This window comes from Kocuria cellulosilytica (genome assembly GCF_040981245.1).
Lineage (GTDB): Bacteria > Actinomycetota > Actinomycetes > Actinomycetales > Micrococcaceae > Kocuria > Kocuria cellulosilytica.
This window is the reverse complement of record NZ_JAVFWZ010000004.1, coordinates 245831-267285: the sequence shown is the minus strand read 5'-3', so window position 1 is coordinate 267285 and position 21455 is coordinate 245831. Positions and strand designations below refer to the sequence as shown.

At 73.3% G+C, this 21455-nt stretch carries 17 protein-coding genes and 2 tRNA genes; 11 read left to right on the top strand and 8 right to left on the bottom strand.

Features of this window, described 5'->3' with window-relative positions; translation table 11 throughout:
* Positions 1–55: 55 nt before the first annotated feature.
* The 4 genes from ilvC to RCG67_RS08770 form a co-directional block, all read right to left on the bottom strand.
* Entirely contained in the window at positions 56–1081 is a 1026-nt protein-coding gene (gene ilvC, locus RCG67_RS08785; protein ID WP_368825759.1) for a ketol-acid reductoisomerase, read from the bottom strand.
* A 104-nt stretch (positions 1082–1185) separates the two neighbouring features.
* A complete protein-coding gene (gene ilvN, locus RCG67_RS08780) occupies positions 1186–1695 on the bottom strand; it encodes an acetolactate synthase small subunit (RefSeq protein ID WP_058874672.1) in 510 nt (169 codons plus the stop codon).
* 2 nt (positions 1696–1697) lie between these two features.
* The gene (locus RCG67_RS08775; RefSeq protein ID WP_058874673.1) at positions 1698–3590 is read right to left on the bottom strand and encodes an acetolactate synthase large subunit; all 1893 of its coding nucleotides are present in this window, start codon (positions 3588–3590) and stop codon (positions 1698–1700) included.
* A 276-nt stretch (positions 3591–3866) separates the two neighbouring features.
* The gene (locus RCG67_RS08770) at positions 3867–4880 is read right to left on the bottom strand and encodes an NAD(P)-dependent oxidoreductase (protein WP_368825758.1); all 1014 of its coding nucleotides are present in this window, start codon (positions 4878–4880) and stop codon (positions 3867–3869) included.
* 170 nt (positions 4881–5050) lie between these two features.
* Here RCG67_RS08770 and RCG67_RS08765 point away from each other — a divergent pair.
* A tRNA-Lys gene (locus RCG67_RS08765) sits at positions 5051–5126 on the top strand.
* 276 nt (positions 5127–5402) lie between these two features.
* Here the strand turns inward: RCG67_RS08765 and RCG67_RS08760 are convergent.
* Positions 5403–5939 (bottom strand): MarR family winged helix-turn-helix transcriptional regulator, encoded by a 537-nt coding sequence (locus RCG67_RS08760; protein ID WP_368825757.1) that lies wholly within the window; start codon positions 5937–5939, stop codon positions 5403–5405.
* Positions 5940–6156: 217 nt separating this feature from the next.
* Here RCG67_RS08760 and bcp point away from each other — a divergent pair, with 217 nt between their 5' ends.
* The 6 genes from bcp (at position 6157) to RCG67_RS08730 (ending at position 14120) form a co-directional block, all read left to right on the top strand.
* Positions 6157–6630, top strand: a complete 474-nt coding sequence (gene bcp, locus RCG67_RS08755) for a thioredoxin-dependent thiol peroxidase (RefSeq protein WP_368825756.1) — start codon at positions 6157–6159, stop codon at positions 6628–6630.
* 36 nt (positions 6631–6666) lie between these two features.
* A tRNA-Leu gene (locus tag RCG67_RS08750) sits at positions 6667–6750 on the top strand.
* A gap of 77 nt (positions 6751–6827) precedes the next feature.
* Entirely contained in the window at positions 6828–8438 is a 1611-nt protein-coding gene (locus tag RCG67_RS08745; protein ID WP_368825755.1) for an ABC transporter substrate-binding protein, read from the top strand.
* A 109-nt stretch (positions 8439–8547) separates the two neighbouring features.
* Complete coding sequence (locus tag RCG67_RS08740) at positions 8548–10032, top strand: malate:quinone oxidoreductase (protein WP_368825754.1); 1485 nt, start codon at positions 8548–8550, stop codon at positions 10030–10032.
* 211 nt (positions 10033–10243) lie between these two features.
* Complete coding sequence (locus RCG67_RS08735; protein ID WP_368825753.1) at positions 10244–13435, top strand: efflux RND transporter permease subunit; 3192 nt, start codon at positions 10244–10246, stop codon at positions 13433–13435.
* Positions 13436–13685: 250 nt separating this feature from the next.
* On the top strand, positions 13686–14120 hold the full coding sequence (locus RCG67_RS08730) for a MarR family winged helix-turn-helix transcriptional regulator (protein ID WP_368825752.1): 435 nt from the start codon (positions 13686–13688) through the stop codon (positions 14118–14120).
* Here the strand turns inward: RCG67_RS08730 and RCG67_RS08725 are convergent.
* Positions 14107–14961, bottom strand: a complete 855-nt coding sequence (locus tag RCG67_RS08725; protein WP_368825751.1) for a transglutaminase-like domain-containing protein — start codon at positions 14959–14961, stop codon at positions 14107–14109. The genes RCG67_RS08730 and RCG67_RS08725 overlap by 14 nt on opposite strands.
* A gap of 168 nt (positions 14962–15129) precedes the next feature.
* Here RCG67_RS08725 and RCG67_RS08720 point away from each other — a divergent pair, with 168 nt between their 5' ends.
* The 4 genes from RCG67_RS08720 to RCG67_RS08705 are packed head-to-tail and all read left to right on the top strand — an operon-like array spanning position 15130 to position 18963.
* Complete coding sequence (locus tag RCG67_RS08720) at positions 15130–16281, top strand: YihY/virulence factor BrkB family protein (RefSeq protein ID WP_368825750.1); 1152 nt, start codon at positions 15130–15132, stop codon at positions 16279–16281.
* A gap of 32 nt (positions 16282–16313) precedes the next feature.
* Complete coding sequence (locus RCG67_RS08715; RefSeq protein WP_368825749.1) at positions 16314–17069, top strand: alpha/beta fold hydrolase; 756 nt, start codon at positions 16314–16316, stop codon at positions 17067–17069.
* 59 nt (positions 17070–17128) lie between these two features.
* Positions 17129–18226 carry an S-(hydroxymethyl)mycothiol dehydrogenase gene (locus RCG67_RS08710; protein WP_368825748.1) on the top strand — a complete coding sequence of 366 codons (1098 nt, stop codon included), beginning with the start codon at positions 17129–17131 and terminating at the stop codon, positions 18224–18226.
* Positions 18223–18963, top strand: a complete 741-nt coding sequence (locus tag RCG67_RS08705; protein ID WP_368825747.1) for an MBL fold metallo-hydrolase — start codon at positions 18223–18225, stop codon at positions 18961–18963. Before RCG67_RS08710 ends, RCG67_RS08705 begins: the two co-directional genes overlap by 4 nt.
* A gap of 47 nt (positions 18964–19010) precedes the next feature.
* Here RCG67_RS08705 and RCG67_RS08700 read toward each other — a convergent pair whose 3' ends face one another.
* Positions 19011–20318 (bottom strand): hypothetical protein, encoded by a 1308-nt coding sequence (locus tag RCG67_RS08700; protein WP_368825746.1) that lies wholly within the window; start codon positions 20316–20318, stop codon positions 19011–19013.
* A 152-nt stretch (positions 20319–20470) separates the two neighbouring features.
* Positions 20471–21451, bottom strand: coding sequence for an aquaporin (locus RCG67_RS08695; RefSeq protein WP_368825745.1), 981 nt, complete (start codon positions 21449–21451; stop codon positions 20471–20473).
* Between the last annotated feature and the right edge of the window lie 4 nt (positions 21452–21455).

Below are 21455 nucleotides of genomic sequence, written 5' to 3'. Positions count from 1 at the left end.
CGCGGCCCCTCGGCCGGTGCCCCGGCACCGCTCGCGGCGGCGGGGCGGGCGCGGATCAGCGGGCGGCGGTGCCCTCGACGTAGTCGGCATCCGGGGAGGTCCACGCGAAGAGCTTGCGCAGCTCCCGGCCGGTGACCTCGATCGGGTGGGACTCCTCCTTCTCGCGCAGCTTCCGGAACTCGGCGCCCCCGTTGTCCTGGTCCTCGATGAAGCGCCTGGCGAAGGTGCCGTCCTGGATGTCGGCCAGCACGGCCTTCATGTTCTCCTTGACCGCGGGGCTGATGACCCGGGGGCCGGAGACGTAGTCGCCGTACTCGGCGGTGTCCGAGATGGACCAGCGCTGCTTGGCGATGCCGCCCTCGACCATGAGGTCCACGATGAGCTTGAGCTCGTGCAGCACCTCGAAGTAGGCGATCTCGGGCTGGTAGCCGGCCTCGGTCAGCGTCTCGAAGCCGTACTGGACCAGGTGCGACATGCCGCCGCACAGGACCGCCTGCTCGCCGAACAGGTCCGACTCGGTCTCCTCGGTGAACGTCGTCCTGATGACGCCCGCGCGGGTGCCGCCGATGCCCTTGGCGTAGGACAGGCCCAGCTCGAGGGCCTTGCCGGAGGCGTCCTTCTCCACGGCCACGAGGGCGGGCACGGCACGGCCGGCCTCGAACTCGCGGCGCACGGTGTGGCCCGGGCCCTTCGGGGCGACCATGACCACGTCGACGCCCTCCGGGGCCTCGATGTAGCCGAAGCGGATGTTGAAGCCGTGGGCGAAGAACAGGGCGTCGCCCTGCTCCAGGTTCGGGGCGATGGACTCTGCGTAGACGTGGCGCTGGACCTGGTCGGGGGTCAGGATCATGATGACGTCGGCTTCCTTGACGGCGTCCGCGACGGTGAGCACCCGCAGGCCCTCGGCCTCGGCCTTGGCCCGGGACCGCGAGCCCTCGGCGAGGCCGATGCGCACGTCCACGCCGGAGTCGCGCAGGTTCAGCGCGTGGGCGTGGCCCTGGGAGCCGTAGCCGATGACGGCCACGGAGCGGTCCTGGATGATCGAGAGGTCGGCGTCGTCGTCGTAGAAGATCTCTGCCATGGGATTGTCTCCTTGAAGCATGGGTGGGCGCGGCGGCTGCGCCGCCGCGAGGTGGTTGGGGTGTCTGTGGGCCGGGCGCCCGCGTCCACCGCCGCCCGGGGGCGTCAGTGGCGCAGGGCGCGGTCGCTCATCGACTTGGGACCACGTCCGAGGGCCAGCGTACCGGCCCGGACGATCTCCCGGACGCCGAACGGCTCCAGGATGTCCAGCAGCGCCCGGAGCTTCTCCGGGGCGCCGGTGGCCTCGATGACGAGCGACTCGGTGGAGACGTCGACAACGGTGGCCCGGAACAGGTCCGCGGCTTGGGTGACCTGCAGACGGGTTGCGGCGTCGGCGCGGACCTTGACCATGATGTGGTCGCGCTGCACCGACGACTCGGGGGTCAGCTCGACGATCTTGATGACGTTGATGAGCTTGTTCAGCTGCTTGGTGACCTGTTCGAGCAGCTCGCCCTCGGCGTCCACCACCACGGTGATGCGGGAGACGCCGTCGAGCTCCGTGGGTCCCACGGCGAGCGAGTCGATGTTGAAGGCGCGGCGCGCGAACAGTCCGGCCACCCGGGTCAGCACGCCCGGCTTGTCCTCGACCAGCACGGAGAGGGTGTGTCGGCTCATGGTCAGTCCTCCTCGTCCCAGTCGGGGGTCATGTTGCGGGCGATCTGGATCTGGTCGTTGGACACGCCGGAGGGCACCATCGGCCACACCATCGCGTCCGCGGAGACCACGAAGTCGATCACCACGGGGCGGTCGTTGATCTCGAGGGCCTGCCGGATGACGTCGTCCACGTCCTCGTCGCGGGTGCAGCGCAGGGCGGCGCACCCGTAGGCGTCGGCGAGCTTGACGAAGTCCGGCACCATGATGCTGTCGTGGCCGGTGTTCAGGTCGGTGTTGGAGTACCGGCCGTCGTAGAACAGCGTCTGCCACTGGCGCACCATGCCCAGCGAGGAGTTGTTGATCACCGCCACCTTGATCGGGATCTTGTTGATCGTGCAGGTGGCGAGCTCCTGGTTGGTCATCTGGAAGCAGCCGTCGCCGTCGATCGCCCAGACCACGCGGTCGGGCTGGGAGACCTTGGCGCCCATCGCGGCCGGCACGGCGAAGCCCATGGTCCCCAGACCGGCGGAGTTCAGCCACTGGCGGGGGCGCTCGTACTGCACGAAGTGCGAGCTCCACATCTGGTGCTGCCCCACGCCGGAGACGTAGACGGCCTCGGGCCCGGTCAGGGCGGAGATCCGCTCGATCACGTGCTGCGGCGAGCCCAGGCCGTCGGCCGGCTTGGGGTAGCCCAGCGGATAGGTCGCCTGCAGGCTGCTCAGCGCGGTCCACCAGGCCGAGAGGTCGGGGCTGCCGCTGCGCTCGAACTCCTGGCGCACGGCGACCACGAGGTCCGGCAGGATCTCCTTCACGTCGCCCACGATCGGGACGTCGGCGGTGCGGTTCTTGGAGATCTCGGCGGGGTCGATGTCCGCGTGGATGATCTTGGCCGTGGGCGCGAAGGTCTCCAGGTGGCCGGTGACGCGGTCGTCGAAGCGCGCGCCGAGGGTCACGAGCAGGTCGGCCTGCTGCATCGAGTACACGGCCGGGACGGTGCCGTGCATGCCGGGCATCCCGAGGTTCTGCTCGTGGGAGTCCGGGAACACGCCCCGTGCCGTCAGCGTGGTCACCACGGGCGCGCCGGTCAGCTCGGCCAGCTCCATGAGCTCGGCGGCCGCGTCGGCGCGCATCGTCCCGCCGCCCACGTACAGCACGGGCCGCTGGGCGGCCGCGATGAGCTTCGCGGCCTCCCGGATCTGCTTCGCGTGCCCGCGGGTCACGGGCCGGTAGCCGGGCAGGTCCATCCGGGGCGGCCAGGAGAACGTCATGGTGTCCTGCTGCGCGTCCTTGGCGATGTCCACCAGCACCGGGCCGGGGCGGCCGGTCGAGGCCAGGTGGAAGGCCTCGGCGAGCACGCGGGGGATGTCCTCGGCGTGGGTCACCAGGTAGGAGTGCTTGGTCACCGGCATCGTCATCCCGACGATGTCCGCCTCCTGGAAGGCGTCGGAGCCGATCACCTTGGACGAGACCTGCCCGGTGATCGCGACCATGGGGATCGAGTCCATGTGCGCGTCCGCGAGGGCGGTGACGAGGTTCGTGGCGCCGGGCCCGGACGTCGCGATGCACACGCCCACGCGGCCCGAGGCGAGGGCGTAGCCCTCGGCGGCGTGCCCGGCGCCCTGCTCGTGGCGGACCAGGATGTGGTTGATCCGGTCCGTGTCCATGAGCGGGTCGTAGGTGGGCAGGATGGCGCCGCCGGGCAGGCCGAAGACGTCGGTCACGCCGAGCTCCTCGAGCGCCCGGATCACGGCCTGGGAGCCGGTCATCTCCGTGGGAGCCACCGTGTTGCTGGGGCCCATGACGGACGGGACCGCGGGGACGGACTTCTCCGGGGCCCCGGGGGGCCGGTGGTCGGCGGCGGTCTCCGCGCGCTTGGTGGCCATCAGCGCTGGGCTGATCGGCTGTCCCTTGCTCATGTCAGCAGTCCTTCTGGTCTGGGTGGTTCTGTTCCGGCGGGGACGTCGCTCCGCCGTGGGCGCCGGGCAAGAAAAAGGGCCCTCGCGGCACCGGGAGGTGCGACAGGGCCCGTGCGCTCGACCGGTCGTCGGCTCAGGCCCCGCGTCCGACGAGGACGCGTACCGTGAGCTGGACGACACCGTGGCTGAGTTGCATGCTCCCATGCTCTGCCGCCCGCTCGGGTGTGTCAATCTTCGGACTCCGTGTCCCACGATGTGAGACACGGCACGTCCTGGCTACCGGTTCCCGGGCGCCGGGACGTCGAGCCGGCCCTCCTGCTGCAGGAAGAGGGGCCGCTCCCCCGCGGCGATGCGCTCGAGCTGGGTCCGCAGCAGCCTGCGCACGCGCGGCCGGTACGAGGTGCAGGAACCCCCGGTGTGCGGGGTGAGGATCGCCCCGGGGGCCCGGAACAGCGGGTGGTCGCCGGGGAGGGGCTCGGGCTCGACGACGTCCAGCGCGCAGCGGAGCCGGCCGGACAGCACCTCCTCGGTGAGCGCGGGGGTGTCCACCACGCGGCCGCGGCCCACGTTGACCACCAGGGCGTCGTCGGGCAGCAGGGACAGCACTCGGGCGTCGACGAGCCCGTCCGTCGCCGGGCTCGCGGGCAGGGCCAGCACGAGCACGTCCGTGTCCGGCAGCAGCCCGGGCAGCTCGTCGACCCCGTGCACGGGGCCGCGCTCGTCGGTGCGGGCCCGGGAGGCCACGCGCGTCACCTCGACCTCGAAGGGGAGCAGCCGGTCGACCACGGCGGAGCCGATTCCTCCCACGCCCAGCAGCAGGACGCGGCTGTCGGCCAGGCTGCGGGTCGCGAAGCGGCGCCAGACGCCGTCGCGCTGCTGCAGCACGGCGCGGTCGAGCTCCCGCTGGGCGGCGAGGATCAGGCCCAGGGCCAGCTCGGCGGTGCCGGCCGCGTGCACCCAGCCCGCGCTCGAGAGCGCGAGGTCGGGTCCGACGGCCTCCGGCACGCCGTCGAAGCCGGTGGTCTGCAGCTGCACGAGGCGCAGGCGCGTCGCGGCCGGGAGGGCCTCGGTCCAGGGGCCGGAAACGGGGGCCACCGCCACGTCGATCTCGTCGGCGCGGGCCCCGACCGGGTCGCCGGCCATGTCCCACAGGACGCAGCGGAAGCCCGGCACACGGGCGCTCAGGTGGTCCACGAGCTCCTGCTCCGGGAGGGAGACCACGCGCAGCGCGGAGAGCGGGACGGACGGGGTGGACGGCGCGGACGTCGGTGCGGAGGCCATGACGGCCATGGTAGACGTCGCGGCCCCCGGGGCCGCCGCACGGGCAGGACCCGCGGAATGGACAAGCCGGTCCGAGGTGGTAGAGTCTTCTCTCGTTGCGAGACGGGACCCGGCGGACGCCGGCCGGCGCGATTCGGCCGCCGGGCCGCGGACGTGCTACTGTTCTTGCCGCACCACCAGCGCCTCTAGCTCAATTGGCAGAGCAATTGACTCTTAATCAATGGGTTCTCGGTTCGAGTCCGAGGGGGCGCACCACGGAAGGGCCCCACCGCGCAGCAGCGCGGTGGGGCCCTTCGTCGTCCCCGGCCGGCGGCCCGCCTTTGTCCGGGGCGGTCGCCGCGCCGGGACGCGCCCTGCACCGCCCGGCACTCCCCCCCGGGCCCGCTCCCCCGGCACGGGCGACCGGCACGAAAAAAACCGGGGTCCTCGGCGTCCCCCGGTGCTCCCCACTCGTGGCCTCGCGCGCGCTCGACGGGCCCCTGGGCCCCGCCGGCGTTCCGGCCCCGCCCCGGGGACCGTGCTGCGGCCGGATCAGGGAACGGCGTCCTCCTGGTTGCCGGCCTCGGCGATCTCGCGCGACTCCTCGGGAGTGGTCGCGTCGGCGGAACCGGCGTCGGTGACCGTCCCGTCCGGCTGGACCCGCAGCTTCCAGCGGGCGCCGCCGAGCGTGGTGATGATGTCGGCCAGCGTGCGGCGCAGGTTCTCGTCCGTGAGCAGCCCGTGGTCCACCAGCTCGTCCTCGAGCTGGGTGGCGGCCTCGAGGATGCGCTTGCCCTCCGGGGTGATCGACACGAGGTGGCTGCGGCGGTCCCGGACGTTCTTGGACCGGGTGACGTGGCCGTGCAGCTCGAGCCGGTGCAGCGTCTTGCCCATGGTCTGGGCCTGCACCCGGACCCGGTGCGCCAGCTGGGCCTGGGTCATGCTCCCCGCCGTCTTCAGCACGTCCAGGGCCATGACGCCCGCGTGGGTCACACCGAGCGTGGCCAGGCGCTCGTTCCACGCGTGCTCCACGAGCCGGGCCGCGGTCGAGAGCAATCGGTTGGTCGGCCATTGAGTGGTGAAAGGCATGCAAAGCAGTCTACCGACCCGGAACCCCGAATACAGCACCATGCTAAGCAAACTTATGAGCATTTCTCTGCGCGTGAACGCGCGGCGGGCCGGAACGGGCTCCGGCGGAGCACGGGATCCCGGCGCGGGCGGCGGTAGTGTTCGTGGTCCGCGGCCGTCCCGCGGCACCCGCGCCGCGGCCGGCACCACACCACCGACACGACGGAGGAGCACCCCCATGGCAGCACGCCTCGAACCGGGCCGGAAGGCCCCCGACTTCGCCCTGCCCGACGCCGACGGCCGGACCGTCTCGCTCGCCGAGCACCGCGGGCGGCGAGTGGTCGTCTACTTCTACCCGAAGGCGTCCACCCCCGGCTGCACCACGCAGGCGTGCGACTTCCGGGACAGCCTGGAGCGCTTCGCCGCGGACGGGTTCACCGTGCTCGGCATCTCCCCCGACGGGCCGGAGGCCCTGGCGCGGTTCGCCGAGAAGGAGTCCCTCGACTTCCCCCTGCTCTCCGACGCCGACCACCGGGTCGCCGAGGCCTACGGGGCCTGGGGCGAGAAGAAGAACTACGGGAAGACCTACGAGGGCCTGATCCGCTCCACCGTGGTGGTCGGCCCCGACGGCGACGTGGAGCTCGCGCAGTACAACGTGCGCGCCACGGGCCACGTGGCGAAGCTGCGCCGCGACCTCGGCCTGGCGGGCTGAGGCTAGGATGGCCGAGGGGCCCGGACGGGCCCCTCGGCGCGAGTGGTGGAACTGGCAGACACGCAGGATTTAGGTTCCTGTGCCCTGACCGGCGTGCGGGTTCGAGTCCCGCCTCGCGCACCCGACGGTCCCCGGGCTCCGCCCCGGACCGGCCCACGACGACATCCACGACCGATCCGCGAGGCAGCGAAGCACCCATGGCGCCCAGGCGAACCCCCCGCACCGCGGCAGCGCTCGCGCTCGTCGCGGGGCTCCTCGCCGTCGGGGGGTGCGCTCCGGGGGGCGACGGCGCACCCGGCGCCCCGGCCGCCTCCCGGTCCGTGCCGAGCGCGGAGTTCGTCTTCGCCAACGCCGCCGCCGCGCCCACCCTGGACCCGGCCACGGTCAACATCCTGGAGACGTCCCGGATCGGGGCCCAGATGCTGGAGGGGCTCGTCTCCGCCGACCCCTCCACGGGAGAGGCGGTGCCGGCCCTCGCCAGGTCCTGGAAGCGCGCCGAGGACGGGCTCTCCTACACCTTCGCCCTCCGCGAGGACGTCCGCTTCCACGACGGCACCGAGCTCGACGCGGAGGCGGTGTGCGCGAACTTCGAGCGCTGGGAGGCCCTCGCCGCCGACGGGGCGCGGACCCCGTTCGCCACCGTCTTCCGCACCGCGGCCCCCGGGACCTCGTCCCGCTACGCGGGGTGCACGGCGACCTCGGCCTCCTCGGTGGAGCTCTCGCTGACGGCGCCGCACACCCCCCTGCTCCGGGCGCTGACGCAGCCGGCGTTCGGGATCGCGTCCCCGGCTGCCCTGGCGGCCGGCACGCACGAGACCCACCCCGTGGGCACCGGCCCGTTCCGCTACGAGTCGGGGGACGGGACGAACGTGGTGCTCAGCGCGAACCCCGACTACTGGGGCCGGCTCGGGGACATCGGCCGGCTCGAGTTCCGCACGATCTCCGAGCCCGAGCTGCGCTACGTGGCGCTGCGCCTGGGCCAGGTGGACGGCTACGACCAGGTGGGCCTGGACTCCTTCGCCCCGCTGGCCCGCGAGGGCGTGCAGGTGCTCCAGCGCGACCCGTACTCGGTGTCCTACCTCGGCATCAACCAGGACGTGGCGCCCCTGGACGACCCGGACGTGCGGGCCGCCATCGCCGCCGCCGTGGACCGCGGCGCGATCGTGCGCGAGCACTACCCCGACGGCACCCGGGTGGCCGACCAGTTCCTGCCCGCCCGCTTCGCGATGGACGGGACCGACCTCCAGGTCCCGTCCTACAACCCGCAGCGGGCGCAGGAGCTGCTGGAGGCCTCGTCCTACGCCGGTGAGCCGCTGCGGTTCTACTACCCGCGCAACACCTCCCGCACGTACATGCAGGAGCCCGAGAAGATCTACGCCGACATCGCGGCCCAGCTCGTGCGGGCGGGGTTCGTGGTCGAGCCCGTCCCGGTCGAGTGGTCGGAGGGCTACGTGGCGCAGGTCCAGGACCCGGACAGCGACCACGCCCTGCACCTGCTGGGGCTCAACGGCGGCTACCGCGACCCGGACTACTTCATGGCCGCGCTGTTCGGCGCTCCCCGCGGCGAGTTCGGGGTGGACGCCGCGTCCCTGTTCCGCGCGGTCAACCGCGCGCCGTCCCTGCCCGACGGCGAGGACCGGGCGAGCGCGTACTCGTCCCTCAACAACCGGATCTCCCGCCTGCTGCCCGCCGTCCCGCTGGCCCACCCGATCTCGGCGGTCGCCGTCGGCGACTCCGTGACGTCCTTCCCCCTGAGCTCGACCGGCTACGAGGCCTTCAACCGGGTCCGGCTCGACACCGCCGGCTGAGCTCGCGACCCGGCACCCCGGCTGCATTCGGGGTTCGTCCGGGCGTGGCGATAGTCTGATCCCGACCATTCACCGGCACGGCGCCGGGCGTTCAACGGGAGCATCGACTGTGACATCACCTCAGACAACGGAATCGACCGACGTCCTCCTGATCGGCGGAGGCATCATGAGCGCCACCCTCGGCGTGTTCCTCAAGGAGCTCGAGCCGCAGTGGGACATCACGATGCTGGAGCGCCTCGACCAGGTGGGCGCGGAGAGCTCCAACGTCTGGAACAACGCCGGCACCGGCCACTCCGCGCTCTGCGAGCTCAACTACGCGCCCCAGGCCGCCGACGGCTCGGTGAGCCCCGAGAAGTCGCTCGGCATCAACGAGCAGTTCCAGCTCTCCCGCCAGTTCTGGGCCTCCCTCGTGGCCGAGGGCAAGCTCCAGGAGCCCGGCACCTTCATCAACCCGGTGCCGCACATGTCCCTCGTCTTCGGCGACGCCCACAGCGACTACCTGCGCCGCCGCTGGGAGGCGCTCCAGCCGAACAAGCTCTTCGAGCGCATGGAGTACACCGAGGACCGCGAGAAGATCGCCGAGTGGGCGCCGCTGACCATGCACGGCCGCGGCGCCGGGCGCGTCGCGGCGTCCTGGTCCCCCGAGGGCACCGACGTCGACTTCGGGGAGCTGACCCGGCAGCAGGTCGCCCACCTCCGGGCCCGGGGCGGAGAGGTGCGCTACGGCCAGCAGGTCGTGGACCTCGACCGCCAGGGCGACGGCACCTGGGTCGCGAAGGTCAAGAACCGCCTCAACACCGAGGGCGACCGGCTCGTGCGCGCCAAGTTCGTGTTCGTGGGGGCCGGGGGCGGCGCGCTGCCGCTGCTGCAGAAGTCCGGCATCCGGGAGGCCAAGGGCTACGGCGGGTTCCCGGTCTCCGGCCTGTGGCTGCGCAACTCCGACGAGAACGTCGCCGCCCAGCACAACGCCAAGGTCTACGGCCAGGCCTCCGTGGGCGCCCCGCCCATGTCCGTCCCGCACCTGGACACCCGCTACGAGCACGGGCGGCGCGCGCTGCTGTTCGGCCCCTACGGCGGGTTCAAGCCCAACTTCCTGAAGCAGGGCTCCTTCCTCGACCTGCCGCTGTCCGTGCGCCCGCACAACCTCTACCCGATGACCCGCGCGGGCCTGGCCAACCTGGACCTCGTGAAGTACCTGCTGAGCGAGCTGGCCAAGACCAAGGGCCAGCGGGTCGAGGCGCTGCAGCAGTTCTACCCGACCGCCGACGGCTCGCAGTGGGAGCTGATCGAGGCCGGGCAGCGCGTGCAGGTCATGAAGCGCGACAAGCACAAGGGCGGGGTGCTGCAGTTCGGCACCGAGCTCATCGCCGCCGCGGACGGCTCCATCGCCGGGCTGCTGGGCGCCTCCCCGGGCGCCTCGACCGCGGTGCCCATCATGCTCAACCTCCTGGCGAAGTCCTTCCCCGCGCGGATGTCCGGCTGGGAGCCGCGGCTCAAGGAGCTCATCCCCTCCTACGGCGTGAAGCTCAACGACAACCCGCAGCTCGCGGACGAGGTCATGGGCCGCACCGCCCAGGTGCTCGGGATCAACTGACACCGCCCCGACGGGCACCGCGCCGCACGCCGCGGTGCCCGCGCGACGAGGCCCCGGACCGGTCGGTCCGGGGCCTCGTCGTCGTCCGGTCCGTCCCGGCCGCCCGGCCCGGGAGGCCCCGGTGACCTGTCGGCAGGCGGCGGTACGCTGAGGGGCGTGCGTCCCGGCCCCGGCCGGGACGCCCTCGACCTTCCCTCCCCAAGGAGCACGAGTGTTTCTCCTCGCCCGCGCGTCGATGGCCAACCGAGCCCTGATCGTGCTCATCACGCTGTTCGTGGCCCTCTTCGGGGTGCTCAGCATGCGCTCCATGAAGCAGGAGCTCATCCCGTCCCTGGAGATCCCCGCCATCAGCGTGGTCTCGGCGATGCCCGGGGCGTCCGCGGAGGTCGTCGACGAACAGGTGGGCCGGCCCCTCGAGCGGGCGCTCAACATCGTGGAGGGCCTGGAGAGCTCGACGTCCACCTCGCGCGGCGGGCTCTCCAACATCCAGCTCGGCTTCGAGTACGGCACCGACCTGGACCGGGCCCGGAACCAGGTGGAGCGGGCGATCTCCAACGTGCGCACGCAGCTGCCCGACGACGTCGAGCCCACCGCGTTCGCCGGCTCCGTGGCGGACTTCCCCATCGTGTTCCTGGCCGTCTCCTCCGACGAGGAGCTCAGTCCGCTCGCGGCGGACCTGGAACGGCTGACGGTCCCGGACCTGCAGAAGATCGAGGGCGTGCGCTCCGCCGAGGTGAGCGGCGCCCCCGACCAGGTGGTCTCGATCCTGCCGGACCGGGCCGACCTCGCCCGGGCCGGCGCCACGCCCGCCGACATCCGCACGGCCCTGGAGGAGAGCGGCGGCCTGGTGCCCGTGGGCACCGTGGACGACGGCGCCACGACACTGCCCGTCCAGGCCGGCTCCCCCCTCGACTCCCTCGAGGCCGTGGAGAGAGTCCCGCTGCCCCTCCCGGAGGACGCGCCCGAGGGCGCCGAGCCCACCACCGTCGGCGACGTGGCCACCGTGGAGCTCACCGAGCAGGAGCAGACCTCGATCACCCGCACCAACGGGGACCCGACCCTCGCCCTGTCCGTGACCAAGACCCCGGACGGGGACACCGTGGGGATCTCGCAGGCCGTCGAGGAGACGATCCCCGAGCTCGAGGAGGACCTCGGCAACGGCGCCGAGATCACCGTGGTCTTCGACCAGGCCCCCTACATCGAGCAGTCGATCGAGGACCTCACGGTCGAGGGCCTGCTCGGGCTCGCGTTCGCCGTGCTCGTCATCCTGGTGTTCCTCGCGTCGTTGCGCTCCACGCTGGTCACGGCGATCTCCATCCCGCTGTCCCTGCTCGCCACGTTCATCGGGATCAACGCCCTGGGCTACTCGCTGAACCTGCTGACCCTGGCGGCGATCACCCTGTCCGTGGGGCGGGTCGTGGACGACTCCATCGTGGTGATCGAGAACATCAAGCGCCACTACGGGACGGTGGACCTGCGCACCGACCCCGCGAACGCGAAGCGCCGGGCCATCCTCACCGCCGTGCGCGAGGTCGCGGGGGCGATCACCGCCTCCACCCTCATCACGGTCGCGGTGTTCGTGCCCATCGCGTTCGTGGGCGACGTGACCGGCGAGCTGTTCCGCCCGTTCGCCCTGACCACGACGATCGCGCTGCTGTCCTCCCTCGTGGTGTCCCTGACCATCGTGCCCGTCCTCGCGTACTGGTTCCTGCGGGACCCCCGGCTGGCCCGGCGCGGCCGGACGGCGGACCGCGCCGCCCCCTGGGCCGCCGCGACCGCGAGCGGCACCGCGGCCGGGGCGCCCACGCGGCTGGCGCAGGGCTACCTGCCGGTCCTGCGCGGCACGCAGCGCCACCCGTGGGCCACCCTCGGGGTGAGCGTCCTGGTCCTGGGCGGGACGGCCGCCCTGCTGCCCGTGCTGCCGACCAACCTGCTCGGGGACACGGGGCAGAACACCATGACGATCGAGCAGGACCTGCCGCCCGGCACCGCGCTCGCGGTGACCTCCGAGCAGGCGAGCCGCACCGAGGAGGTGCTCGACTGGACCGAGGGCATCGAGGACGTGCAGGTCACCATGGGCCCCGGCAGCGGCTTCTCCGCGTTCCTGCCCGGCAGCGGCACCAACAGCGCCACGTTCTCCGTGACGACGGACGCCGCGGTGGACCAGGAGCGGCTGCGCCGCACCGTCGGCGAGCGCCTGGACCGGCTGGACGGCGCCGGGGAGTTCTCGGTGCAGGGTGCCCAGGGCTTCACGAGCAACGACGTCGAGATCTCCGTCACCGCCACGGACCAGCCGACGCTCGCGGAGGCCGACGAGGCCGTGGTCCGGGCCATGCGCGAGCTCGGCTCCGCCGGGCAGGTCACGAGCAACCTGGCCGCGACCCAGCCCACCGTCGTCGTCACCGTCGACCGGGCGGCCGCCGCCGCGCGCGGGCTGAGCGAGGAGCAGGTCACCGGGGCCCTCGCCGGCACCGTGAACCCCCTCCCGGCCGGGTCCATCGACCTGGACGCCGACTCGGTGGCCGTGACCATCGGCGAGGGCCGCGCCGTCGAGGACGTCGAGGCGCTGCGGGCCCTGCCGGTGCCGGCGGCGGGCGGGACCGTCCGGCTCGACGAGCTGGCCGAGGTCGAGGAGGCGCTCACGGTCGAGACCATCACGTCCAGCAACGACCAGCGCACCGCCACCGTGGCCGTCACCCCCGCCGGCGACGACCTCGGCGCCACCAGCGCCGAGGTGCGGGAGGCGCTCGCGGACCTCGACCTGCCGCAGGGAGCCTCCGCCGAGCTGGGCGGGGCCGCCACGGAGCAGGAGACCACGTTCCGGCAGCTGGGGCTCGCCGTGCTGGCCGCGATCGCGATCGTCTACGTGGTGCTGGTGGCCACCTTCAAGTCGCTCGTCCAGCCGCTGATCCTGCTGATCTCGATCCCCTTCGCCGCCACGGGCGCGGTCCTCGCGCTGCTGGCCTCCGGGGTGCCGCTGGGCCTCGCGTCGCTGGTGGGGGTGCTGATGCTCGTGGGCATCGTGGTGACCAACGCGGTGGTGCTGATCGACCTGATCAACCAGTACCGGGGCGGCGGGCACCGGATGGTCCTCGAGGAGGCCATCGAGAAGGGGGCGACCCGCCGGCTGCGGCCCATCGTGATGACGGCCCTGGCGACCATCCTGGCGATGACGCCCATGGCGCTGGGGATCACGGGCCAGGGCAGCTTCATCTCCCAGCCGCTGGCCGTGGTGGTGATCGGCGGGCTGATCTCCTCCACCCTGCTGACCCTGGTGCTCGTGCCGGTGCTGTACCGGCTCGTCGAGGCGCGCAAGGAGGCACGGCACCGTCGCCGGGAGGAGCGGATCTCGGCACTGACCGGGTCCGGGCCGGGAGCGGCCCGTCCGCCGCGCGGAGCGTGACACCGGTCACCGTGCGCTCTTTCGTGGACGTTTGCAATAGAAAATCCCTGCGGCCGCACCGGACCCCGCTGCGCACGGGACCGCCGCGCGCTATCATCTCCGCAGGTCACACGGACAATGGGGCTCCTCCCGCGGCCGGCACCCCCGGCGAGCCGGCGCAGCGTCCCCCGAAAGGGGGGACACCGGGGCGCCGGACGCCGATGTAACCGGGTCGTAGCATTAACGTGTGCCCCGCAGAGAAACAGATCGTGTGCAGAACAGCGCCGACGCCTGGGAGGCCCTCTTCAGGGCCCAGGTGACGGTCATGCGGCGCCTCCAGCGCCAACCCGAGTTCGCGGAGCTGTCCGCCCGCGAGTACGACGTCCTGTTCAACCTCTCCCGCTCCGACGAGGCCGGCATGCGCCTCAACGAGCTCAACGAGTACGTGCTGCTCACCCAGTCCAGCCTCAGCCGGATGCTCGAGCGCCTCGAGCTCAAGGGGCTGGTGCACCGCTGGCAGGACCCGCAGGACCTGCGGGGGCTGCGGATCCGGCTGACCGACCGGGGCCGGCAGATGCAGGTGCAGATCGCCGAGCAGTTCCGGGTGCACGTGCACGAGCTGATGTCCGCGGGCCTGGACCCGGAGGAGCTGCGCATCCTCACCCGTCTCGCCGACCGTCTACGGGAAGCCGTCAACGACCTGTGACGCCGGACCCTCGGCCGTCCGGCAGCGGGAGCACCACCCTGGCCTCCTGGTCCTCGGTCCCGGGCGCGGAGGACTCCGCGGACACCCGCATCTCCCCCAGGGTGATCTCGCCCCCGAGGGTGGTCAGGAACGCCGTCTCGGACGCGTCCGCGCCCGTGGCGATGCGCACGAACTCCGTGCGCGGCGCGAGGCCAGTGGCGTCGAGGACGTACCAGGTCCCGTCGTGCCACGCCTCGACCACCGCGTGGAAGTCCATGGGGGACAGCCCCGGCGCGTAGACCGACACGAGCCGCGCCGGGATCCCGAGGCCCCGGAGCAGGGTGATGAGCAGGTGCGCGTAGTCCCGGCAGACGCCCCGCCGGGTGAGGAAGGTGTGCACGGCGGTGTCGGTGGCCGTCGAGGACCCGGCCACGTAGTCCAGGTGCTCGTGCACCCAGTCCCGCACCCGCTGGAGCGTCCCGTAGCCGCCGCCCCGGGCCCCGGGGAAGAGGGCGTCCGCGGTGCCGGCCATCTCGTCGAACGGGCAGAACCGGCTCGGGCGGGTGTAGCGGACGAAGTCCACGCTCTCCGCCGGCGGCGGAGCGCCCGCGCCGCCGTCCAGCTCCAGGGCGTAGGACACCGTGCACTGCGCGCCGCCCGGCACCCGGGCCAGGTGCAGCCGGGTGCCGTGCAGGTCCTCCGCCTCCTCCAGCTCGGCCTCGACCCCGTCGACGCGCAGGCTCAGCCGTTCGGCGGGACGGCCGCCGCCGGTGCGGGCGGCCGCGACGGAGAGCACCGCCAGGTGGTCGGTCTCTGCCGCGAAGGCGACCTCCGCCGAGACGGTGCGCCGGGTGGTGGGCACGGAGGGCCTCCTGGTGTGCTGGGCTGTGCGGCGGACCGGCGGCCCACCTCCTCCATTGTCGCCCACCGGCACGATCGTCAGTACACTGATGCAGGAGACATCCCCCACACGCCGCCGCCGGCCGGAGTCCGCGCACCGCACCCGGCGGCCGACCGCGAAGGACGCAGCATGGCCCAGGACACCACCCAGGACAGCCGCTCCAAGGAGCGCACCGCCCCGGAGCCCGAGGACTCCCGCAAGCCGGACAGCCCCACCGAGATCAGCAAGCCCTCGTGGGGCTACGTCTTCAAGCGCGCGGCCTCCGAGTTCTCCAAGGACGACTGCACCGACCTCGCCGCGTCGCTGACGTACTTCGCGGTGCTCTCCCTCTTCCCCGCGCTGCTGGCCATCGTCTCCCTGCTCGGCGTGTTCGGCCAGGGCGAGGCCACCACGCGGGCGATCACGGACTTCCTCGGTCAGTACGCACCGGCCGAGCTCGTCACCCTGCTCGAGGGCCCGATCAACAACCTCACCACCAGCACGGGCGCCGGGCTCGCGCTGTTCACCGGTCTGCTCGGCGCCCTCTGGACCGCCTCCGGCTACACGGGGGCCTTCGGCCGCGCCATGAACCGCATCTACGAGGTCGAGGAGGGCCGGCCCGTTTGGAAGCTCCGGCCGATGAACATCCTCGTGACGCTGATGCTGGTCCTCATCGTGGTCCTGATCATGCTCATGGTGCTGCTGTCCGGCGGCATCGCCCAGTGGGTGGGCGACCTCGTGGGCCTCGGCAGCACGGCCGTGACGGTGTGGAGCATCGCCAAGTGGCCGATCGTCGTGGCCCTCGCGATCGTGCTCATCGCGGTGCTCTACTACTTCACCCCCAACGTGCAGCAGCCCAAGTTCCGCTGGATCAGCATGGGCTCGATCGTCGCGCTCCTCGTGGCGGCCCTGGCGGCCGCGGCGTTCACCTGGTACGTGATCAACTTCGCCTCCTACAACGCGACCTACGGCATCATCGGCTCCGTCATCATCCTGCTGCTCGGACTGTGGATCATCAACAACGTGCTCCTGCTGGGCGCGGAGATCGACGCCGAGATCGAGCGCGGCCGCCAGCTGCAGGGCGGGATCAAGGCCGAGGAGACCATCCAGCTCCCGCCGCGCGACACCCGGCAGGTCGACAAGAAGGAGAAGAAGGAGGAGAAGCTCGTCGACCAGGGCCGCAAGCTGCGCCTGGAGCACGAGCACCTCGACTACTCCTCCGGCGACTCCGACGAGAGCTCCGACGAGAGCTCGGGCAAGGACGCGGACCGGGACTCCCGCACGGTCTCCGGCAGGAGCTGAGGACCGTCCCCCGGATCCGGGCGACCGGCTCCATGGAGCTCCTGGAGCTCGGCGGGGACCCCGGCGGCGAGCCCGTGGTGCTGATCCACGGGCTCGCCGCCTCGGCGTGCTCGGGGTGGGTGCGCACCGGCTGGGTGCGCGCGCTCGGACGCGCGGGCTTCCGCGCCCTCGGGGTGGACCTGCCCGGACACGGGCGGAACGCCCCTCCCGCGCCGCCGGGCACCACGCGCACCGGGCTCGTCGACCGGATCGGCGAGCTCGTCCGCGGGCTGGACGCCGCCCGTCCCGTGCCCCTGGTGGGCTACTCCCTGGGTGCCCAGCTCGCGTGGTCGGCGGCCGCCCGCGGGCCGGGGATCGGCGCCCTGGTGCTGGGCGGACTCGGACCGGTGGACCGGCTCCCGGAGCTCGGGCGCGCCCTCGCCCACGACGGCGCGGCGGGCCCGTCCGCGCGCGAGCTCGCGGCCGCCCTCACCGGGACCGGCGACGAGGGCGACCGCGGACGCGCCGAGCGCTGGTCCGCGTTCGCGCGGCAGACCGGGGCCGAGCCCTTCGCCCCGGCGGCCGGGGTGCCCGCCCAGCCCCTGCTGCTGTTCGCCGGCGGCCGCGACCCCTGGGCGGACCCGGCGGCGATGGCCCGGCTCCGTGCCCGGGGGCGGACCCCCGCCGAGCTGCTCGTGGTGCCGGAGCGCGACCACGTCGACGTCCTCACGTCGCGGGCGGCGCGGGAGGGCGCCGCCGCGTTCCTCCGCCGGTGCTCCCTCCCGCGCGCCCGCGGCGACCTTCCCTAGACTGGGGAGCGGTGTTCCGGACCGGAACCGTCACGTCGTCCGAAGGAGAGGTCACACTCATGCACGAGGTCAGAGCCGTCGTCGTCACGGCGAAGAACGCACCAGCCACCCTCGAGACGATCCTCGTCCCGGACCCGGGACCCGGGGAGGCGCTCGTGGACGTGGTGACGTGCGGGGTCTGCCAGACGGACCTGCACTACAAGCAGGGCGCGGTGGGCGACGAGTACCCCTACCTGCTGGGCCACGAGGCCTCGGGCGTGGTCGCCGCGGTCGGCGAGGGCGTGACCGAGGTCGCCGTCGGGGACAAGGTCATCCTGAACTGGCGGGCGGTGTGCGGCGAGTGCCGGGCCTGCCGCAGGGGCGAGCCCTGGTACTGCTTCGCCACCCACAACGCCACCCAGAAGATGACCCTGGCCGACGGCACCGAGCTCTCCCCCGCCCTGGGCATCGGCGCGTTCGCCGAGAAGACCCTGGTGGCCGCCGGGCAGTGCACCAAGATCGAGGGCGAGCTCGAGGACCACCAGTACGCGGCTGTGGGCCTGCTCGGCTGCGGGGTGATGGCCGGCATCGGCGCCGTGCTCAACACCGCGAACGTCCGGCGTGGGGAGTCCGTGGCCGTGATCGGCTGCGGCGGGGTCGGCACCGCCGCGATCGCCGGAGCCCAGCTGGCCGGGGCCACCACGATCGTCGCCGTGGACCTCGACGACGAGAAGCTGGCCACCGCGCGGAAGTTCGGGGCCACCCACACCGTCAACTCCCGGGAGCAGGACCCCGTCGAGGCGATCCGGGAGCTCACCGGCGGGTTCGGCGCCGACGTCGTGGTCGACGCGGTGGGCATCGCGCCGACCTTCAAGCAGGCCTTCGAGGCCCGCGACCTGGCGGGGCGCATGGTCCTAGTGGGCGTGCCCGATCCGGGGACCACGTGGGAGATCCCGCTGGACCAGGTGTTCGGCCGCGGCGGTTCGATCAAGTCCGCCTGGTACGGCGACACCCTGCCGTCGAGGGACTTCCCGATGCTCGTGGACCAGTACCGGGCCGGCCGCCTGGACCTGGACGGCTTCGTCACCGAGCGGATCGGGATCGAGGACGTCGAGCCCGCGTTCGAGAAGATGACCGCCGGCAAGGTCCTGCGCTCCGTCGTGGAGATCGGACGATGAGCCCCGCCGACGGCCACGACGGCGAGGCGCTGCCCGACCGGGAGCGCGCCCACCCCGCGGACCACGGCGCCGTCCCCGCCGGGCGGTCCGCCGGCGCCGGCCGGGCCCGCATCGACCACCTGGTCACCGCCGGGACGTTCTCCCTCGACGGCGGCACCTGGGAGGTCGAGAACAACGTGTGGATCGTGGGCGACGACGACGAGTGCGTCGTGATCGACCCGGCCCACGACCCCCGGGCCGTGGTGGAGGCCGTCGCCGGGCGGACGGTGACCGCCGTCCTGCTCACCCACGGCCACGACGACCACATCCGGTCCGTCAAGGAGGTGGCGGGCCAGGTGGGCGGCAGGATCCACCTGCACCCCGAGGACACGGTGCTGTGGGAGCAGGTCTACCCGGCCACGCCCTTCGACGCCGGGATCGCCGACGGTCAGGAGTTCTCCGTGGCCGGGACGACCCTGACCGCGCTGCACACGCCGGGCCACTCGCCCGGCTCGGTGTGCTTCTGGGCACCGGAGCTGGGCGAGAACGGGGTGCTGTTCTCCGGGGACACCCTCTTCCGGGGCGGTCCCGGCGCCACCGGCCGCTCGTACTCGGACTTCCCCACGATCATCGCCTCCATCCGCGACCGGCTGCTCGTCCTGCCGGAGTCGGCGGAGGTGCTCACCGGCCACGGGGACCCCACCACGATCGGCGCGGAGGCCCCCCACCTGCAGGAGTGGGTGGACCGGGGCCACTGACCGGGCCGTCGGCGCCCGCCGGGCCCTGGGCCCGGCGGGCGCCGCGCTCAGAGATCGCCGAGGTCGATGCGCCGCCAGCGGTGCACGAAGGCCAGGGCGGTGGCCAGCAGGGCGGCCGCCGACACCACGGGCACCAGCGCCGCGCTCCGGTAGCCCCAGGACTCCCCCCACCACCCGGACAGGGCCAGGCCCCCGGTCAGCCCCACGCTCATCATGGCGGTCATCACCGTGGTCAGGGCCGTGACCCGGGCGCTCGGGGCCACGAGCCGCGCGATCTCGTAGACCGCCACCAGGCACGGGCCCGTGGTCAGCCCGGCGAGCGCCAGCACCACCACCATCCCCACGGAGTCGTCCGGGATGGTCAGGAGCATCGCGGCGAGCACGGCCCCGGAGGCCGCCGCCACCCAGCGGTTCCACAGCCGGAGCTCCTCGCTGCGGGCGGACGCGGCCACCGCCGCCAGGGCCGAGGTGAGCCCGGAGACCGCGTACAGCCAGCTGACCGAGATCACCGCGTCCACGGCGGTCGCGAAGACGACGACCGCGCCGAGGGTCGAGCCCACGAGGCTGCCCAGCGCGCCCATGCCCAGCACGGGGAGCAGCCGGATCCGGCGCGCCCTGCGCCGTCGCCGGCGGACCGCCCGGGTCGGCGCGGGCGCGGCGGAGGGCCGGAAGCTGATGAGCCCCCGCGGCAGCCGGGCGGAGCAGTGCAGCAGGAACACCGTGGTGCCCACGAGCGTGAGCGTGGCCGCGAGCACCAGCACGGCGAGCGGCCCGAGGGTCACGGCCACGAGGCCCGTCACCGCGGCGGCCAGGACGGTGGCCACGGAGTCCATGACGCTCTCGTGGCGCAGCGCGGTGTCGAAGAGGTCCTCCCGGGAGTCCCGGGCCAGCAGGGACCACCAGCGCAGCCGGCACGCGACGCCCATCTGCGGCAGCACGAGGCCGGCGAGCAGGCACGGCAGGACCAGCTGGGCCGGGGCGGCGCCGCTGTCGGCGGCGAGGTCCGGCAGCCGGCGCACGAGCCACCACACCGCGAGCGGATTGACGAGGGTGAGCAGCACCAGGCCCAGCTGCCGCCGGCGCCAGGACGCGGCCGCCCCCATGGCGAGTCCGCACAGGGCCGAGCCGAACGTCACGGCGGCGGCGCACAGCGTGCCCAGGGCCGGAGAGCCGGAGATCAGCGCCACCGTGGTCAGCACGCCGAGCGGCACCATGGTCTGGGGCAGCCGCACGAGCAGGGTCAGCACGGGGTACAGGGCGCCGCTGACGGCGGCCAGCTCCCGGGAGTCCGCCAGGGGCGAGCGGGAGGCCGTGCTGAAGCCTCCCAGGGGTTCGGCGGCGCGCACACTGCTCACGAGGGTCCTCCGCTTCCTGCCGACGGCGGCCGGGCAGGACCCAGACTAGCCCCGCCGGCGGGACGATGACGGAAAGCGTCGGTCCCCGCCGCGGCCGGTGGGTCCCGCGGCCCGGCCGGACCCGGCCCAACCGGACCCCGTGGGCCCTCGGCTCACCGCTCCGGGGCCGTGGATCGGGGCGCAGCCGGTGCCGCGGCGGGCGCGGCAGGCGCGGCGGGCCCGTCGGCACCCCGGCGCGGCCGGGACAGGTCCGCCGAGCGGTGGACGAGGCCGGCCACGAGGCCGCCGAGCAGCGGGGCGGCCCAGAAGAGCCACAGCTGGCCCAGGTGCGCGGCCCCGCCGACCACGGCGGCGCCCGTCGAGCGGGCGGGGTTCAGCGATCCGCCGTCGAACGGCGCGGTGATCGTGAGCAGGAAGGCGAAGGCCGCCCCGATGGCCACGGGGGCGAGGACCGCGTTGGCCCGCGGCGCGGTGGAGCCCAGGACCACGAGGGCGAACAGGGCGGTCGCCACGAACTCGACGAGCAGCACGGTGGTCCACCCGGCCTGGGAGGTGGAGTTCTCCCCGAAGCCGTTGGAGACCGCGCCGAGGACCTGCGCCGTGGTCGAGGAGTCGAGCAGCGTCACGAGCACCGCCCACAGCACGCCCGCGGCGGCCAGCGCGCCGAGCACCTGCGCCACCACGTAGCCGAGCGCGGATCTCGCGGGGGTGCGCCCGGCCACGACCGCGGCGAGCGTGACCGCCGGGTTGAAGTGGCCCCCGGAGACGTGCCCGAAGGCGACGATCGCGGCGAGCAGCCCGAGGCCGAAGCCGAGCGCGGAGTCGATGACCTCGGTCGCGAACATGCCGGTCCCCAGGCCCGCGAAGACCAGCAGCGCCGTGCCGGCGAACTCGGCCGCCCACCGGGCGGGCGCGGACGCGGCGTCCGCGGCGCCGGCGGGCACGGGCCGCTTCCGCGCGGCGACGGGCATGGGCCCCGCGAGGCCCTCCGCGCCGGGGCCGGCGGGCCCGTCGTCGTGGACGGCGCTGTCGCGGACGGCGTCGTCGTGGACGGTGGCGTCGTGGACGGTGCTGCCGCGGACGGCGTCGTCGCGGACGGCCGGCGGGGTCGTGCCGGGAACGTGCTGGCTCATGGAG

Bases quoted from the DNA above. Each gene is read 5' to 3' on its own strand.
- ilvC (WP_368825759.1), bottom strand. From the start codon at position 1,081: ATGGCAGAGATCTTCTACGACGACGACGCCGACCTCTCGATCATCCAG.
- ilvN (WP_058874672.1), bottom strand. From the start codon at position 1,695: ATGAGCCGACACACCCTCTCCGTGCTGGTCGAGGACAAGCCGGGCGTG.
- RCG67_RS08775 (WP_058874673.1), bottom strand. From the start codon at position 3,590: ATGAGCAAGGGACAGCCGATCAGCCCAGCGCTGATGGCCACCAAGCGC.
- RCG67_RS08770 (WP_368825758.1), bottom strand. From the start codon at position 4,880: ATGGCCGTCATGGCCTCCGCACCGACGTCCGCGCCGTCCACCCCGTCC.
- RCG67_RS08760 (WP_368825757.1), bottom strand. From the start codon at position 5,939: ATGCCTTTCACCACTCAATGGCCGACCAACCGATTGCTCTCGACCGCG.
- bcp (WP_368825756.1), top strand. From the start codon at position 6,157: ATGGCAGCACGCCTCGAACCGGGCCGGAAGGCCCCCGACTTCGCCCTG.
- RCG67_RS08745 (WP_368825755.1), top strand. From the start codon at position 6,828: ATGGCGCCCAGGCGAACCCCCCGCACCGCGGCAGCGCTCGCGCTCGTC.
- RCG67_RS08720 (WP_368825750.1), top strand. From the start codon at position 15,130: ATGGCCCAGGACACCACCCAGGACAGCCGCTCCAAGGAGCGCACCGCC.
- RCG67_RS08715 (WP_368825749.1), top strand. From the start codon at position 16,314: ATGGAGCTCCTGGAGCTCGGCGGGGACCCCGGCGGCGAGCCCGTGGTG.
- RCG67_RS08710 (WP_368825748.1), top strand. From the start codon at position 17,129: ATGCACGAGGTCAGAGCCGTCGTCGTCACGGCGAAGAACGCACCAGCC.
- RCG67_RS08705 (WP_368825747.1), top strand. From the start codon at position 18,223: ATGAGCCCCGCCGACGGCCACGACGGCGAGGCGCTGCCCGACCGGGAG.
- RCG67_RS08695 (WP_368825745.1), bottom strand. From the start codon at position 21,451: ATGAGCCAGCACGTTCCCGGCACGACCCCGCCGGCCGTCCGCGACGAC.